The following is a 16,265-nucleotide window of genomic DNA, read 5'->3' as shown; positions in this document are numbered from 1 at the left end:
CGCCGCACCAGGCCATGTTGAGCCTACCACATGTTGTCCCGCCGACCAAAGAGGACACACGGCGGAAAACCTGACCCTGTCGATGCATCCCCTCGAAACGCTGCTGTGCTGTTGTATGTGCAAACTGCTAGAATGTGGAGTATCGGTCAGTGTTCGATGGCGATCCTGGATGTACATCAGTCTCCAAATCAACAATGTCGACGCCTTGGCTCAGGGCATCTCGACCGGCTACGCGGCGCGGGATCGCAGCTTCGAAATCGGACGCGATGCTTGCGACTGGACCTTGTCGGACCCCGACAAGTTCATCTCGGGCCGGCATTGCGAGATCCGCTACGAGGCAGGCGCGTTCTGGCTGCACGACGTCTCGCGCAACGGAACCTACATCAACGGTTCAACCCAGCGCATGACCGGTCCGCATCGGCTGGCCAACGGCGACCAGATGCTCATCGGCCGCTATGTCGTCTTCGTGTCGATCGATGAGGAGCGCGCTGCGACCGGTCACCCCAGCCAAAGTTCGACGCAGCGCGAAATGCCGGTCGCGACAGGCCGCTCGCTGGAATTCGGAGATGGGCCGTTTTTCGATTCCTCGGAGCAACGGTCCGGTCAGCGCGTTGCGGTGTCGACGTTCCCGTCGCAACCGCCCCTGCCCTCGACCAGGGATGAAGTGCTGAGGGAAATCGCCATCGGAGCCGGCATTTCGCCGGAATTGCTGCAATCGCGCGACCCGCATGAGGTTGCCGCCGAAATCGGTGCGGTGCTGCGAACGGTGGTCGAGGAGCTGACCTTGCTGCTGAAGGCACGCGCGGCGGCGAAGATGCTGGCCAAGAGCACACAGCGAACGATGATCAGTGCCGCCGACAACAACCCGCTGAAGTTCGTTCCGGGAACCGACGACATCCTCGAAATCATGTTCGCACGGCGCCGGGCCGGCTATCTCGATGCCAGGCGCAGCATCGAAGATGCATTCCGCGATCTCAAGACCCACGAATTCGCCACCTATGCCGCCATGCAGGCCGCGCTGTCGCGGCTGCTTGACGACCTGTCTCCGGAGGCGATCGGAAGAAAGCTTCCGCCGACATCGTTCTCGTCGAAGAAGAGACAGGCATGGGACGCTTTTGTCGCGACCTGGCGAACCATGGAGGAAGCACACGAGAACGGCATGCTGGACATATTCCTGGCCTATTTCAGCGAAGCCTATGCAAAAGCCGACAAGCAGAAATAGGCGTTTCAGGGGAGCCGCGGCGTTGCAGCCAACGAAGACAACTCTTCGGTGCGTGGCATCCGGTTCCAATCGAGAGTTTCCGAGATTACGATCGCATACGACAATTCGCCAAGCGGGTAAGGCTGATCGACCTGGGTGTCTACGGCAAATGTCTTCTTACGGCGGGATAGCAAGATATAGCCAACCTTCCTCAAGACAGAGCCCTGCCCTGCAGGGCCTGCCTTTGCTTTGCCTGACCGCGAAAAGCTTTGCGCCTGTCCGGCAGGAGTGCGAGCGTCAGGCGCGGACGGACGATTGGCCATGAGCTCGAAAGACGATCCTTTCGGACCGGCGGGCAAGACCGTCATTCGCGCCACGCCACGGCGTGAGCGAAAGCCGGCGCCGCCCCCTCAGGAGCCCGCCAAGGATGGCGGGCAACCGTCGCAGGTCAAGGACTCGACCGTGTTCGACCCCGGCGTCGGCCGGCATACGCCGGTGGGTTGGACATCCGGGACGGTGATCTATCAGGGAACGGCTCCCGCGGCCGCGCCGGCGCCGGCCCTGCGGCAGGAGATCCTGCTTAACGTCACCGACAGTGTCCGATATTCCGCGGCAAACCCGATCCTTGCCGCGGCCGCACCGTTGCTGATGCTGTTCGGCCAGCTCAGGCTTGTTCCCGTCGAGAGACAGGCGGAGCCGTTGGCCGAACATGTCGCTGAGACGATTGATAAATTCGACAGGGCACTGGAGAAATCAGGCATTCCCGAAGAGGATGCGCGGATTGCGAAATTTGTGCTGTGCGAAACAGCCGACGATCTCATCGGCAACCTGCCCTGGCCACACAAAGACACCTGGGCGCAGCACAGCATGCTGTTGCAGTTCTTCCACGTCGAGCCCAACGGTACGGGCTTTTTCGAAGCGCTGAACAAGATCCTGGCCAGCCCGGAGGCACATTACGATCTGCTCGAACTGATGCATGTCTGCCTGTCGCTGGGGTTCGAGGGCCAGTATCGCGGTCTGACACGCGAGGACACCAATTTCGAACGTGTTCGGCGCGACGTCTTCGAAACGCTTCGCTATTTCAAGCCCCGCGCGAACGAAGACATCTCGCCCCGCTGGCAGGGCCTGGCGGCGACGGTGACGCAGTCGTCGACACGCCTGCCGCTCTGGGTCGTTGCGGCAGCGGCATCAGCGCTGGTGACTGCCGCATTCTTCGCGTTGCGGGTCTTCATCACCAATGAAGCCGACGCCGCCGCGGGTGAATTGCTGGCACTCAACCCATCGACGCCGATCGCCATCGAACGGGCCAGCGTGGCGCCGTTGGCCGAGCCGGCTAAAGTCACCCCGCCTCCTGCCACAACCACGCAGATCGATCGCATCCGCTCGGCGCTGGCCAAGGAAGTCGAAGCCGGCGGGCTGACCATCGGCACGAAGGGCGACTTCATCGTCGTGGAAATCAACAATCTCCTGCTGTTCCAGTCCGGCCGAGCCGATGCGAAACCGGAGTTCCAGCCAATAGCCGCTGATATCGCAGCCGCCCTGGAACCCGAGCGCGGGCCAATCAGGATCGTCGGCCATACGGACAATGTGAAGCCGCGAAAATCAAGCCCGTTCAAGTCCAACTTCGACCTGTCCGTCGCCAGGGCGAAGGCCGTCGAAACGATGATGGCGCCGAAGTTCAGCGATCCTTCGCGACTGACCGTCGACGGCAAGGGCGAGGACGAGCCGATCGCCGACAATGCAACACCGGAAGGCCGCGCCACGAACCGCCGTGTCGATGTGATGATCGCGAAGGAGGAAACATTGTGAGCACGGCCGGTTGGAAGCGCCGATGACGCGTTGGCTGCTGCGGATCTTCAGCATGATCGCGCTGGCCGGTTTTTCGGCGGCGGTGTGGTTTGCCGGACCATTGATCCGCTTCGCCGATAGCCGTCCTCTCGGGCCTGTCTGGCTGCGTACGGCAATCGTCGGCGTGATCGTGGCGGCCGTAGCGCTCTTCTACGGATTGCGTTTCTGGCGGATGCGCAAGGCGCAAAAGGCGCTGGAGACGGCCGTTGCCCGCAACGACGACAGGGATGACGACTCGCAAGTGCTCGAGGCGCGCATGAACGAGGCGATCGCCGCGCTCAAACGGTCGAGCGGCAAGCGTAACTTCCTCTATGAGATCCCCTGGTACATCATCATCGGTCCGCCGGGCGCAGGCAAGACAACGGCACTGGTCAATTCGGGCCTGAATTTTCCGCTGGCCGGTTCGGGTAATGCCCAGCCAATCGCCGGTGTTGGCGGAACACGCGCCTGCGACTGGTGGTTTACCGACGAGGCCGTGCTGATCGACACCGCCGGACGTTACACGACACAGGATTCCAATGCCAAGAACGACAAGAAGAGCTGGCTCTCCTTCCTGTCGCTGCTTAAGAAATACCGCACACGGCAGCCGATAAACGGCGTCATCCTGGCGATCAGCCTTGCCGATCTCATCGGCCTCGACGACCAGCAGCTTGACGCTCACGTCGTCGAGATACGCAGCCGTCTGCGCGAAATCCACGAGACGCTGAAAATCCAGTTTCCGGTGTATCTGCTTTTCACCAAGGCCGATCTTGTTGTCGGGTTCATGGACTATTTCGGCGGTTTCGACGAGACGCGCCGGCGCAAGGTCTGGGGCGCGACATTCCAGACCAGCGATCGCACGAAGAACATGGCCGCCGAGGCTCCGGCTGAGTTCGATGCCTTGGCAAGACGGCTGGTCGAAGAGATGCCTGACCGCCTTCAGGAAGAGGCTGACCCGGTCGCGCGCATATCCGTCTTTGGTTTTCCGGCGCAGTTTGGCGCGCTAAAGGGTCGAATTGCGAATTTTGTCGCCGGCCTGTTCGATCCGGCTCGCAGCCAAGTGAATGTCAGCCTGCGTGGACTCTATTTCTCGTCAGGCACGCAAGAGGGGACGCCCATCGATCAGGTGTTGGCTGCGATCGGTCGCAGCTTCGGCAGCAATGCCCGCGCCCATCTGTCGGGAACCGGCAAAAGCTTCTTTTTGCATGATCTGCTGACGGGCGTCATTTTTGCCGAATCCGGATGGGTCTCGTACGACAAATCGGCTGCAAGGCGTGCGGCGATCGCCAGATTTGCCGGGGTTTGCGCCATCGGGTTGATCGCCGCGGCGGCCTTCGGCACCCTTGCCTTGAGCTTCACCGCCAACAGGTCGCTCATCGCCTCCACCACGCAGGCCATGGGCCAGTATCGTACGACGGCGGACGCGCTGCTCAAAAGCACCGAGGTGACCGATGTCGACCTCGAGAACGTCATTGGCCCGCTCGACCAGTTGCGCGATCTGCCGGCTGGGTTCGAAACCGGCGACGTGCCGACACCGATCGAAGAGACGTTCGGCCTCAGCCAGCGGGACAGACTGCTTTCGGCGTCCAGGACGGCCTACCGACAAGCGCTCGAACGAATGTTCCGATCGCGCCTGCTGATCCAGGCCGAGCGGACGATCCAGGCCAAGATGGCCGATCCCGCCGCGCTCTACGAGCCGTTGAAAATCTATCTGATGCTGGGCGGCAAGGCGCCGAAGGTCGACGACGCGTTGATCGTCTCCTGGATGAAGCAGGATTGGGAGCAGAACCGGTATCCAGGCGAAAGCAACCGCGCAGGACGTGAGCAACTTGAAAAGCACTTGCGCGCCATGCTTGCGCTGGACGACGCCTATGATCCGGTTTTCCAACTCAACCAACCACTCGTCGAGGCGGCTCAACGCTCGCTTGGGCGGATGAGCCTTGCCGACCGTGCCTCCGCGCTGATCAGGTCTGCCGTATACGCGGCGGCGCTGGACGATTTCTCCGCTTCAGCGAAGGGCGGACCGGAAACGCCGCTGGTATTCGAGCGTGTCGACGGCGGCGACCTGTCAGGCCTTCGTGTTCCCGGCCTCTATACCTATGCCGGCTTCAACCGTTTTTATCTCGGACAGCTCTCGCGCATTGCGCAGATGCTCGTCGACGACCAGTGGGTGCTTGGCGGCGGCGGCGAACAGGGCGGCATCGATCAGGAGTTGCTGAAGCTCGGCCCCGAGCTCCTCGATCGCTATGGCAAGGAGTTCGCAACCGCGTGGAACAGCGTTCTCGATGGGTTGAAACTCAAAGCGATGCTGAAGGACAAGCCGCACTATATCGCGCTTTCCGCCGTCGCATCGCCAACCTCGCCGATCGAACAGCTGTTTACGGCGATCGCCGACGAAACAGCCCTGACGCGGGACGCCAGAGACTCAGGCACCGGGGTTGAGGCCGGCACCGTTCAAGGCCAGCCGCAGGAAGCAGCAAAGATGGCCAAGGGGCTGGCTCGCATCGGCATACAAATCGCCACCGGAAAATCGCAAAGCCGTGCCGGCGCAGGATCCGCAACAAACCAGAATCCCGGGACGAATATCGAAGCGCAGTTCAGGTCGTTCCAGGCCTTGGTGAGCGGCCCTGCCGGACGCCGACCGATCGATGCCTTGACCCAGAATTTCCGCGACATCTACCAGAGCCTGCAACTGGCGACCGACGTGCCGTCGCAGACGGAACGCGTCAACGCCAATCTGCAGCTGCAGATAGCCACCCTTCGCGCCAATTCCTCGCGACTGCCAAAGCAACTCGCCAAAATGGTCAATGCGACGGCGGACGAGTTCGAAAGCAACGCGACGGAGACCTCGGTGGCGAACTTGAACCAGATGCTCGACCAGGCGGTCACGGCTCCTTGCGAGGCGGCGATCAACGGCCGTTATCCTTTCTCCAGCGATGGCACCGAGGACATGGCGATGGCGGATTTCACGAAACTGTTCGCGCCGGGCGGGCTGCTTGACCGGTTCTTCGCGCAAAACCTCGCATCGCTGATTGACATGAGTGGCCAGGACTGGAGCTGGAAACAGGATGCGCGTTTCGGCCGCGACCTGTCGAAATCGACGCTGAAAAACTTCCAGTTGGCGGCCGAAATCCGTAGCGCCTTCTTTCCCCAGGGCGGTTCGACGCCTTCGATCAGCGTCACCTTCACGCCGTTCTCACTGCATGGCGATGCCGATGCGGCGGTGCTCGATGTCGACGGTCAGACCGTCCAAAGCAACCAGGCGGGCAACGCGCCGAGCATCGTGACCTGGCCGAGCGGCGCGGCTTCCGGATCCGCCAGCCTGAGCCTGTCGCCGGAAATGCCGGGTCGCGACTCCAGCATCAAGTTCGAAGGGCCGTGGGCGCTGAGGCGGCTCATGGACAAGGCGACCATCACCGGCACCGACAGCAATGTCGAAGCGCGCTTCGTCATTGGTGGGCGCGACGTCACCTATACGATCCAGACCGGCTCCGGCCCCAACCCGTTCCTGCTTCCGGCACTTTCCGGATTCAGCTGTCCGAAGGCGTTTTGAGATGGGCTTCGAACTTTTCAATGCGGTGACTCCCTTTGGGAGCCTCAGGCGCCCGGACCTTAATTTCGATACTTTAATGGTCGAGCCTGTGGCAGACTGTCGTGAGCGGGCGCCCGGGAGTGCGCCGCAGAGGACGCTTGAGAAGCGTTTGGTGGCAAGGTGAGCGATGTCGCCCTTCCCTTTGACAGTTTCGGCGTGAGCCACAAGGGCTGTGTCCGCGAGCACAATGAGGACAACTACCTGCTCGAGCCACGAACCGGGCTTTGGGTGGTGGCCGACGGAATGGGCGGGCATGAGGCCGGCGAGGTCGCCTCGGCCAGCATTGTCGACCACCTGGCCACGATGGGCATCGCAAGCTCCGCTCCGGACCTGCGGGCGCGCTTCGAGGACAGGCTGAGCCGGGCCAATGCCGAGATCCGCAGCATATCGGAATCGCGCGGCATCACCATCGGCTCCACTGTCGCCGCCCTGTTGGCGATGGACGGACGGTTTGCCTGCCTGTGGGCTGGCGACAGCCGGGTCTATCTGATCCGCAACGCCGCGATCTCGCAGATTTCGAAAGACCACACCGAAGTGCAGGAACTATTGGATCGAGGGATGATCAGCGCGGCCGAGGCGCTGACCTGGCCGCGCCGCAACGTCATCACGCACGCGGTCGGCGTCAGCGACGACTTCGTCATCGATTTCCAGCAGGGCGAACTGATGCCGGGGGACATTTTCGTGCTAGCCACCGATGGGCTAACGGCACATGTCACCGATGCGGAGATCGAGGCCGCGGTGGTGTCGGCAACGCCTCAGGCGGCCTGCGAAAATCTTTTGCAAACGGTGCTGACGCGGGGCGGAACGGACAATGTCACCATTGTGCTGGTAAAGATCGGAAACGGGCGCAATGGACAATCGCTTCACCCTGATCTGTCCAGAGCGGAGGGCCGAGGCTAATGAGCGCCGACGACAAGACGCGAATATCGCCGCAGGTGGCCAACACCGCAGTCGGAACGCAGCTCAGCGGCATCTACGAACTGGACGAGCGGATCGCATTCGGCGGCATGGGCGAGGTCTACCGCGGCCACAACATCCAGACCGGAGACCACGTCGCGATCAAGATCGTGCTGCCCGAGTTTGCCCGCGACCAGACGATCCTGTCCTTGTTCCGCAAGGAGGCCTCGATCCTTAATCATTTGTCGCATGACGCGGTCGTGCGATACCACGTCTTCACCATCGATCCCGGGATCGGCCGTCCCTACCTCGCCATGGAATTCGTCGATGGCGAGTCGCTGTTCGACATCATGCGGCGTGGGCCGATGCCGACGGAAGAGGTGCGCAAGCTCTGTCATCGCCTCGCATCCGGCCTGGCCGCCGTGCATCAGGCCGGCGCGATCCATCGCGACCTCTCGCCCGATAATATCATCCTGCCGGGGGGCCGGGTCGACCGCGCAAAGATCATCGATTTCGGCATCGCGCGATCGGCGACCGTAGGTGGCGAGACCCTGATCGGCGGCAAGTTCGCGGGAAAATACAACTACGTTTCACCCGAACAGCTCGGGCTGTACAGCGGCGACGTCAGCGAGCAATCCGACATCTACAGCCTTGGGCTGGTGCTGGCTGCCGCCCTGCGCGGCAAGCCGATCGACATGAGCGGATCACAGTACGAGATCATCGAAAAGCGCCGGACCGTGCCTGATCTCTCCGATATCAGCGACGACTTTCGGGGCATCGTCGAAGCCATGCTGCAGCCGGATCCGCAAGACCGGCCAGTCAGCATGGCTGACATCGCCAGGATGACGCGCGGCGAAGACGAAGCGACAACACCGCCGCCATCCAGGACACCCCGCGACCGTCCGGCTTTGCCAGCGGCGGGACATACCCTTGTTCCTGATCCCCAGCCCCAGCCCTCCAATGTCGCGGGGCACGACGCGCCGGCGGCAACGGGTCCGGGCGAACAGCGCTTCGTCCCGCATGTCCGGCCCGCGCATTTGTCGGAGCCGCAGCCTCAGGCCGTCCCCAGCCCGCCGCGCACAGCCGGGAGCAATCCCCCCGGAAAATCCGCGAAGAGCCGAACCATCGCGATCGCTGCCCTGGCGGCGCTGGCCGTCGCTTCGGGCACGGGCCTGTATCTGAGTGGCTTCATGACCCCGGCGAAGCCGACTGCCGGCAAGACGTCGCTTTCGCCCGAACCGTCAAAGCCTGTAGCGGAAACGTCGAAGCCGACCCCGACGGACAAGGTCGCGAACGCCCCGGAACCGGCAAAGACGGTTCCGCCCGCGCAGCCGGAGGCCAGCGTCGCGCCGGCCGAAAAACAGCCAGATGCCGCGGCGGCTCAAAAGCCTCTGCCGGCCAAGCCCGCCGAAATCCCCGCGCAGGCCGAGGAACCCGTGAAGCCGCCGGCAATGGCAGCGCAACCACAAACAGAGGCGAGCGCGCCGCCAGCTGAAAGCCAGGCAGATGCCAAGGCTGTGCAAGCGCCGGAGCCGGTGAGGCCCACTGCCTCCGCGCAAACTGATGAACCATCGAAGCCATCCGTAACGAAGGTGAAGCAGCCGTCCGAAACGGCATCGCCGGCAACCCAGCCAGATACGATGGCCAGCAACAGTCAAACGGCAGTTCCAGCGCCTGAGGCGACAACTCCGGCCCCACCTGCCGAGAAGACCGCAATACCGCCGCCGGTCGCGCCAAGGGTTGTCGAGACCCCAAAGCCCGAGCCGCGGATCAGCCAGCCGCCAGCGCCCAAGACGAGGGTGCCGGCGCCCACCGCGAGCCAGACGGATGCCGCGAACGCCGAGGACCAAGACGCTTCGCCACCGCCGGCCAAACAGCCTGACCTACCAGTCGTCGCGTTGAACGTGCCCAAACCGGCGATCCCCCCGGTCCTTGACGATAGCGCGCAACGTGTCTCCTGGGTTCGCGACTTCGGTGGTGGCGACTGTTTCTATGCGGCCATGACGTCATCGACCGACAAGGCCGCCGTGATCGAGGGCTTTGGCACAGCGGTCCAGCCATTCGAACGGATGCTGGGCGATTTCCAGGCAGAATTCCATGTCGAGCCGGACATCAGCGTTCGCCTCATCGAGCCGAGCCAATGCGAGGTCACCAACTTTCTGCGCTTTCTCGGGCAGACTGGAACCGACAAGCCGCAGCTTGTTCTCGACCGGACTTCGGTGCCTGATGGTACGCCGATCAGCGGCACGCTGGTGACGCATGGCGGGCTCATTTCCAGCGTCCTGCTGATCGATCACAAGGGCATGGTGTTTAATCTCGACGACCGCATCGTCGCACAATCCGACAAGGCCACCTTCAGCATTCCGATTGGCCTCGGCGCCGCCGACAAGGCAGCCGGGAAGGCCGTGCCGCAGATCATAATGGTGATCACTGGCCCGCAGGATATCCAGGCGGCAGCCTTCGCGACGCCGACGCCGGCCTCGGTGCTGCTGCCCAAGATTCTCGAAGAGATCGAGACCGATGGATCGCAATTTTCAGCCACTGCCAAATATTTCCGGCTCGGCGGATAGCATGGGCGCCCGATGGAACGCTGCCGCTCGTGTTTGCCCAACTCCTCCGCCGACCAGCCCTCGGGGCAGCGTGAGCCGGCTCGAGCCCTGGTTGCCCTGACAGGCCGCATGAAGCTTGCGGTCATGGCAGGAGCGGCACTGCTGGCTGTGCTGTCGTCCAGCGAAGCGCGCGCCGAATTCACGGTCTGCAACCAGACGCTCGACGTTGTCAATCTCGCGGTCGGCCAGAAGGTCGACAATGCGGACCAGACTGACGGCTGGTGGACCATCGGCGCAAATCAATGCGTGAACGTCATCCGCGAGGAACTGACGAACCGCTACATCTACATCTATGCGACGGATGTCTTTGGCCATGCAATCCTGGCCGGGTCGACCGAGATGTGCATCGAGCGGCGGCGTTTTTCGATCCGCGGCATCGATGAGTGCTGGCAGCGCGGCCATATCGCGGCGCAATTTCTCGAAGTCGATACGCTTGAACAGGCGCGGTGGACCTTCTTCCTGACCGGAAGCAATCCGTGACGCACAGTATCGACACCAGCTTCAGGGAGAAAAAGCAGGCGCGCGCCGCGCTGCGCAGGCGCACGCTTTGGCGCCGGCTCATTGCCGGCCTCGCCGTAATTGTCCTGCTGTCGATCGCCGCCGGCTTCTATCTCACCGCGGACTATTGGTCGTTCGGCGACGAAGACGAGGAGCTGCACGCGGTCGAAGGCGCCGACGATGTGCCGGCCGATGCATCCGTCTATGTGCCTGCCATTATCGACCTGGCCGGAGACCCGATGTGGATTACGCTAGCGCCCGATGCCGACACGGCAAGCAAGGGTCATGCGGTGGCGCGCCCGGCCGAGCTCGACAGTTCCGGCGCCTCACCGCAGATCGAGATCCTCTCCGACGTCATGCTGAGTGCCAGCGAAAAGTTCATGACGACGATCCCGTCGACGCAGGAGGACTTCGCCTTCTTCCAGGCACAGCGGCGGACCGCACCGACATCGCCGGCTGCCGCACCCACCGAGGAGGCCGCTCCGCCTGCCCCGCCGGTGGCACCGAACGACCAGCAGGGCGACCTGGAAAATGACCTGGCGGTACCTGATGAGAGCGAAGCCCCGGCCGGTTCGGCGCCCAAGGCCGATGCCGACGACCCGGAGGCGGGCTGGGGAGAGACCATCGATCAGGGCGAGGCAGCGCTGCCCGCCTTCAAGAAGACCCAGATCGAGAACAATACGACCGTCGCAACCGCGACCAGCGAGTACCAGCGCTTCGAGGCGACCGAAGACACCTTCGTGAAAATCCTCAACGACCGCAGCCTGGACAGCGTTGCGCTCGATGCGCATTTCTCCGCCGACGATGCCAAGCTGGCGGGCGAAGCCTTGAAGGCGCTCTTCAACCGGGACGGCCTGGAAGCGGGTTATGTCGTCGCCATGCGCGGATTCCGGCCGAACCGCGAGACGACGACAATGTCGCTCATGCAGGTCTCGATCTACGCCAAGAATGTCTTTGTCGGCACGCTGACGCGCAACGCCGCGGGCGCCTTCGTGTCGGGTGTCGATCCCTGGGTGCGTGAGGACCTGTTCAACTACTCCGGTGCCGATCAAGGCGGGCCCAAGCGTCAATACCGCCTGCTCGATGCGATCTATTCGACGGCTGCGCGCAACAAGGTTCCGACCGGCGTCATCGGCGAGGCGATCATGTACCTGTCGCGAGGACAGGACCTCGACGCTTTCGCCAGCGAGGACCAGCGCCTGGTGCTGATCTACTCGCAGACGCCGCGCGGCAAAGAAGAAACGTCCGGGCGGGTCCTTTATGTCGGCGTCCAGGGCGGTGAGAAGACCATCGACTGTTTCGTCTTCCAGCAAAGCGACGGCCAGTTCGCCTGCGTTACCGGCAATGACGAGGTGCGCTCGCTGAATGTCGCCAACGGCATGGTCATGCCGGTGAACGGGGTCATGACCTCGACCTTCGGCCCACGCAAGCACCCGATCCTGGGCGTCGTTCGTATCCACAAGGGTGTCGATTGGGCAGCCCCTGTCGGCACGCCGATCATGGCGGCCTTCGACGGCGAGATCAGCTTCCAGGGCGATGGCGGCAGCTATGGCAATCTGGTGAAGATCTCGCATGCGAACGGGCGCGAGACGCGCTACGCGCATATGCAAAAATTTGCCATCGCGAGCGGCGTCGGCACCAAGGTGAAGGCCGGCGACATCATTGGCTACATCGGCACCACTGGGCTTTCGACCGGCCCGCATCTGCATTTCGAGCTCTACCAGAACGGCGAGGCGATCGATCCGCTAGGGACGATCACCACGGTCGCCACCTACGAGACTGGCAATTCCGGCAATTCTGGCAATTCCGGCGATGTCGCCGTCGAAACCCTGACCGAGCGGATCGTTCATGTCGAGAGTGGCGGCAGCGCCCGCGCCAAGAACCCGAATTCCTCGGCGACCGGCGCCGGCCAGTTCATAACGAAGACCTGGATTCGGATGATGAATACCTACCGTCCGGACCTCGCGCGCTCGCTGTCGACCGCCGACCTGCTCGCCCTGCGCTATGACGCCACGATCTCGCGTGAGATGGTGCGCAACCTGGCGCGCGAGGGCGAAGCGTATCTTCGCGCGCGCGGTCACCAGATCACGGCCGGCCGGCTCTATCTCTGTCATTTCCTGGGAATGGAAGGCGCCCATCAGGTGCTGTCGGCGCCAGGTTCGGCGCAACTGAGCGCCGTGCTGGGGTCGGCCGTCATCCAGGCCAACCCGTTTCTCACCGGCAAGACAGCCAGCTATGTGGTGGACTGGGCCGAAAGGAAGATGGGCCAGAAGCTGAGCCGCGTAGCCACCGACGCCACCCCACCGCCGACGACCACGGAGATCCGCCAGACATCGCCGGAGTTCGAAAAATACAAGCAGGCCGTCACCGCCCTCATCAGCTCGATTCAGAAAATGCTTTAAGCCTGCCTGCGGCATCAGTCGCTCAGGCTATCGGTGTCACTATTGTCGGACCTTTGTGAACCAAAGAAGCGGTCAGAACCACACACGTCCAGGAGCCATTTTTTGGCACAGGCGACCCAGTCGCCGACGAAATTAGCACCCTGGTGGGTAGAGGGCTGGTCCATGAAAACGATCATAGTCTTTCTGAGCGGGATTATCCTGGCTTTCCTTGCCGCCTTTGGCGCCGAGGCCGCCGCGCCTGACGCCAAGCGCGTCGCGCTGGTGATCGGCAACAGCAACTATGTCCATGCGGTTACCTTGCCCAACCCCGCCAACGATGCCCGCCTTATCGCATCGACGCTGCGCAATGCCGGCTTCGAGGTGATCGAAGGGGTCGATCAGGACAATGCAGGCATGCACAGCCTCATCAGCCGGTTCACCGAGCAAGCCTACGACGCCGACCTGGCGGTCATTTTCTATGCCGGTCACGGCATGCAGGTCGACGGCAAGAACTACCTGATACCGGTCGACGCCGATTTGACATCGCCGGCCTATCTCAAGACGCGCACCATTCAGATCGACGACTTCATGGCCGCGCTGCCGCCCGACCCGGCGATCGGCGTCATCATCCTCGACGCTTGCCGCGACAATCCGCTGGCAAGGACGCTGGCGGCCTCGCTGCCGAAAAGCCGATCCACCTCGTTGGGCACCGGCCTGGCGCCGGTCGAAGCAAGATCGGACGGCGTCGGTACTGGTGGCCTGCTTATTGCCTATGCAACGGATCCGGGCGCCATCGCCTTCGACGGCGACGGGGCCGACAGTCCTTACTCCACCGCGCTAGCCAAGCATCTGACCGAAACTGGGGTCGAAATCCAGAACGCGCTGACGCGCGTGCGCGGCGAAGTGACTGAAACCACGCAAGGCCGCCAGAGGCCGTGGCACAACGCATCGCTGGGACGCGAGGTTTTCCTGGGAAAACCCGTCGCCGCGGCGACGGTCACAAATCCCGCGGCTGAAACATCGAACGCATCCGCCCCATCCGCCCCTGCCCCTGTCGCCAGTGTCTCTCCTTCCTGGGAAGTCGAGCAACGTCTTTGGGATGAGGCTTCGAAGCACAATTCCGGGCCGTTCTACCAAGCCTATCTCGACCAGTTTCCGAACGGTCGCTTCGCCACCGTGGCGCGGTTGAACATCGACGAATTGAACGGCCCGAACGCTCAAAACCGGCAGGTCGCGGCACTGGATACGAACCAGGCGAACGCCAGTTCCAGCTCCGCCGTGCGCACCTCTGTCAGCGTTCCGGACGAGGTGAAGCAGACGCCGGGCACCGAATTGTCCGAAAGTGCGATCGGCCTCGACCGCCAGGGTCGCATCGATCTGCAGTTGCGGCTCGAAGCGTTGGGCAACGTGATTGGGCACATCGACGGAACCCTGGGCTCTCAAACCCGTGAGGCGATCGGCATCTGGCAAGCCGACAACGGACTGCCGCAAACCACCTATCTGACGCGCGAGCAACTGGCGTTCCTCGTGATCCAGTCAGATCCGATGATGGAAGCCGTGCGTGCCGGATATGCCGCCGATCAAGCCCGTACGGCGCAGCCGAAGAAGCAGGTGGTGCAGAAAGCCCGCACGATGAGGCTGGTGGCACAGAAAACCCGCAAGCAGCAGCAGGTCGTTTCGAAGTGGCGCAACCGCGAGACCATGGTGCGGCTGGATAATCCTCCGCCGCGCCGGCGCAACAACGACTTCCTGACAAGGGCACTGATCTTCGGCGCCGGTGTCGCCGTGGGTAGCGTGCTCAAGCAGTGATAGCCACGCACGCTACTGCGTCTTTATCCGCATTTCCACGCGGCGGTTGACGGGATCGTACGGGTTGGGGCTGCGCGGATTCTTTTCACCCATCCCAATCGCGTTGATACGGGAAGCCTCGACGCCGCTAGCCGTCAGGAAGGCTGCCACCGATTTCGCTCGTCGTTGCGAAAGGCCCTCATTGTAATGCACCGTGCCAGTGGCGTCGGTGTAGCCTTCGACGACGAAGCTGAACGTGCTCAGCCGGCTGTCCTTCAGCGCCTTGGCGAACTCGTCGAGTTCAGAGCGCGCAGTGGTGTCGAGTGCGGCCGAATCCAGGCCGAAATTGATCAGCATATCGAGACTGGACTTTCCTCCCGGCGCGTCTTTTGCCTTGGTCTTGCTCTTGCATTCCTCCTCGGTGCCGACGCAAATTCCCCGCGACTTGCCGAGATCGGCCGCGCCGGCAAAAAACTTCACGATGTCTTCTGATTTCTGAACAGGATCGGCGACAGCGTGGGTCGAGAAAAACACGACCGCCAAGACAAAAGTTGAACTGCCCCACTGCATAACGGTTACTCCTATCTGAGCATCCGATTTCGATGATGGCGATCATACCAAATTCCAGTGCAATTGTCTGTCGATAAACGCCGGCGACACGAAAGTGCCGTTGGCTGTTGCCGGATCATAGGTCGAGACTTGACCCGCGCCGCGCCTGAGGCTTGAGTGACCAAGGCTTCTCGATGAAAGCGTGGCGGTCATGTCCAATGGGCTCCGATTCAAGACGGCACGAGATCTTTTCACGGCTTGTCCGGCTATTGCCGAGGACATGAGAACCCTTCCAACCGACCAAAACTCCATCGCGTTTTGCCGCCACCTGCTCGCCGGGCGCGTTCCCGAGGAAGCGATCACATTCTGTGCCTACCTGCTTGCCGAGCGGGCCGCGGTCTGGTGGGCGCATGAATGCCTGAGCCATCTGACGGAGCTGTTCGATGGAACCGATCAGGAATTGCTTGCGCATGTTCGCGACTGGGTGGCTGAACCGGACAATCCCCGCCTTCAGGCAGCCGTCCGCACGGCCGCGACGAGACCAGCAACAACGCCGGTCGGCTGGATTCTGCTGGCTGCCGGATGGCGGGACAATGGTTCGGCCATGGACGCGACGATAACACCGGCCTTGCAGCCATTACCTGCTGCCCACGCCGTCAATGCCGGGATTCTGGCCGGCCTGGCGCGTGTCGCTCTCGCAGACCGGTTTGCGGTTCTTTCCGCATTTGTCGAAATGGGCATCCAGATGGCCGAAATCGAGGCGCGCCAATCGGCAGATGCCTACTAAAGCGTGTCGCGATTAATTGGCCTCATATCCGGCCGCTTTGAAGAAGTTTCTGCATTCGGCCGGCTCGAACAGGTGGCAGATATCGCCGAGAGCCTCGCAAAGCGTGTCGAAGGTTCTGGCCGCCTTCTTTCGCAGG

10 protein-coding genes and 1 pseudogene are annotated in these 16,265 nt (G+C 62.5%); 9 read left to right on the top strand and 2 right to left on the bottom strand.

Annotated elements, in window-relative coordinates:
- Positions 1-169: 169 nt before the first annotated feature.
- From tagH to X743_RS145935, 8 genes are all read left to right on the top strand, one after another.
- Positions 170-1,222, top strand: coding sequence for a type VI secretion system-associated FHA domain protein TagH (gene tagH / locus X743_RS145900; protein WP_023767731.1), 1,053 nt, complete (start codon positions 170-172; stop codon positions 1,220-1,222).
- A 300-nt stretch (positions 1,223-1,522) separates the two neighbouring features.
- Positions 1,523-3,010, top strand: coding sequence for a type VI secretion system protein TssL, long form (tssL, locus tag X743_RS145905; RefSeq protein ID WP_023767730.1), 1,488 nt, complete (start codon positions 1,523-1,525; stop codon positions 3,008-3,010).
- Positions 3,011-3,032: 22 nt separating this feature from the next.
- The gene (tssM, locus tag X743_RS145910; protein WP_031258185.1) at positions 3,033-6,581 is read left to right on the top strand and encodes a type VI secretion system membrane subunit TssM; all 3,549 of its coding nucleotides are present in this window, start codon (positions 3,033-3,035) and stop codon (positions 6,579-6,581) included.
- A 159-nt stretch (positions 6,582-6,740) separates the two neighbouring features.
- Positions 6,741-7,520 carry a protein phosphatase 2C domain-containing protein gene (locus X743_RS145915; RefSeq protein WP_023767727.1) on the top strand — a complete coding sequence of 260 codons (780 nt, stop codon included), beginning with the start codon at positions 6,741-6,743 and terminating at the stop codon, positions 7,518-7,520.
- On the top strand, positions 7,520-10,087 hold the full coding sequence (locus X743_RS145920) for a serine/threonine-protein kinase (protein ID WP_023767726.1): 2,568 nt from the start codon (positions 7,520-7,522) through the stop codon (positions 10,085-10,087). Before X743_RS145915 ends, X743_RS145920 begins: the two co-directional genes overlap by 1 nt.
- A gap of 108 nt (positions 10,088-10,195) precedes the next feature.
- A complete protein-coding gene (locus X743_RS145925) occupies positions 10,196-10,606 on the top strand; it encodes a DUF1036 domain-containing protein (protein WP_023767725.1) in 411 nt (136 codons plus the stop codon).
- Complete coding sequence (locus X743_RS145930; protein ID WP_023767724.1) at positions 10,603-13,026, top strand: M23 family metallopeptidase; 2,424 nt, start codon at positions 10,603-10,605, stop codon at positions 13,024-13,026. Before X743_RS145925 ends, X743_RS145930 begins: the two co-directional genes overlap by 4 nt.
- 162 nt (positions 13,027-13,188) lie before the next feature.
- A complete protein-coding gene (locus tag X743_RS145935) occupies positions 13,189-14,814 on the top strand; it encodes a caspase family protein (protein ID WP_023767723.1) in 1,626 nt (541 codons plus the stop codon).
- A gap of 12 nt (positions 14,815-14,826) precedes the next feature.
- Here X743_RS145935 and X743_RS145940 read toward each other — a convergent pair whose 3' ends face one another.
- Positions 14,827-15,363, bottom strand: a complete 537-nt coding sequence (locus X743_RS145940; RefSeq protein WP_023767722.1) for an OmpA family protein — start codon at positions 15,361-15,363, stop codon at positions 14,827-14,829.
- Between the two features lie 190 nt (positions 15,364-15,553).
- Here X743_RS145940 and X743_RS145945 point away from each other — a divergent pair, with 190 nt between their 5' ends.
- Entirely contained in the window at positions 15,554-16,129 is a 576-nt protein-coding gene (locus X743_RS145945) for a hypothetical protein (RefSeq protein WP_031258181.1), read from the top strand.
- 12 nt (positions 16,130-16,141) lie between these two features.
- On the opposite strand, the pseudogene X743_RS1000000173575 reads toward X743_RS145945, so the two are convergent.
- Positions 16,142-16,265: pseudogene (locus X743_RS1000000173575) on the bottom strand (IS630 family transposase); the annotation flags it as partial.

It is taken from the genome of Mesorhizobium sp. LNHC232B00 (assembly GCF_000502435.1).
Lineage (GTDB): Bacteria > Pseudomonadota > Alphaproteobacteria > Rhizobiales > Rhizobiaceae > Mesorhizobium > Mesorhizobium opportunistum.
Note: the sequence above shows the minus strand (reverse complement) of the source record. Positions and strands in the feature narration are given on the sequence as shown.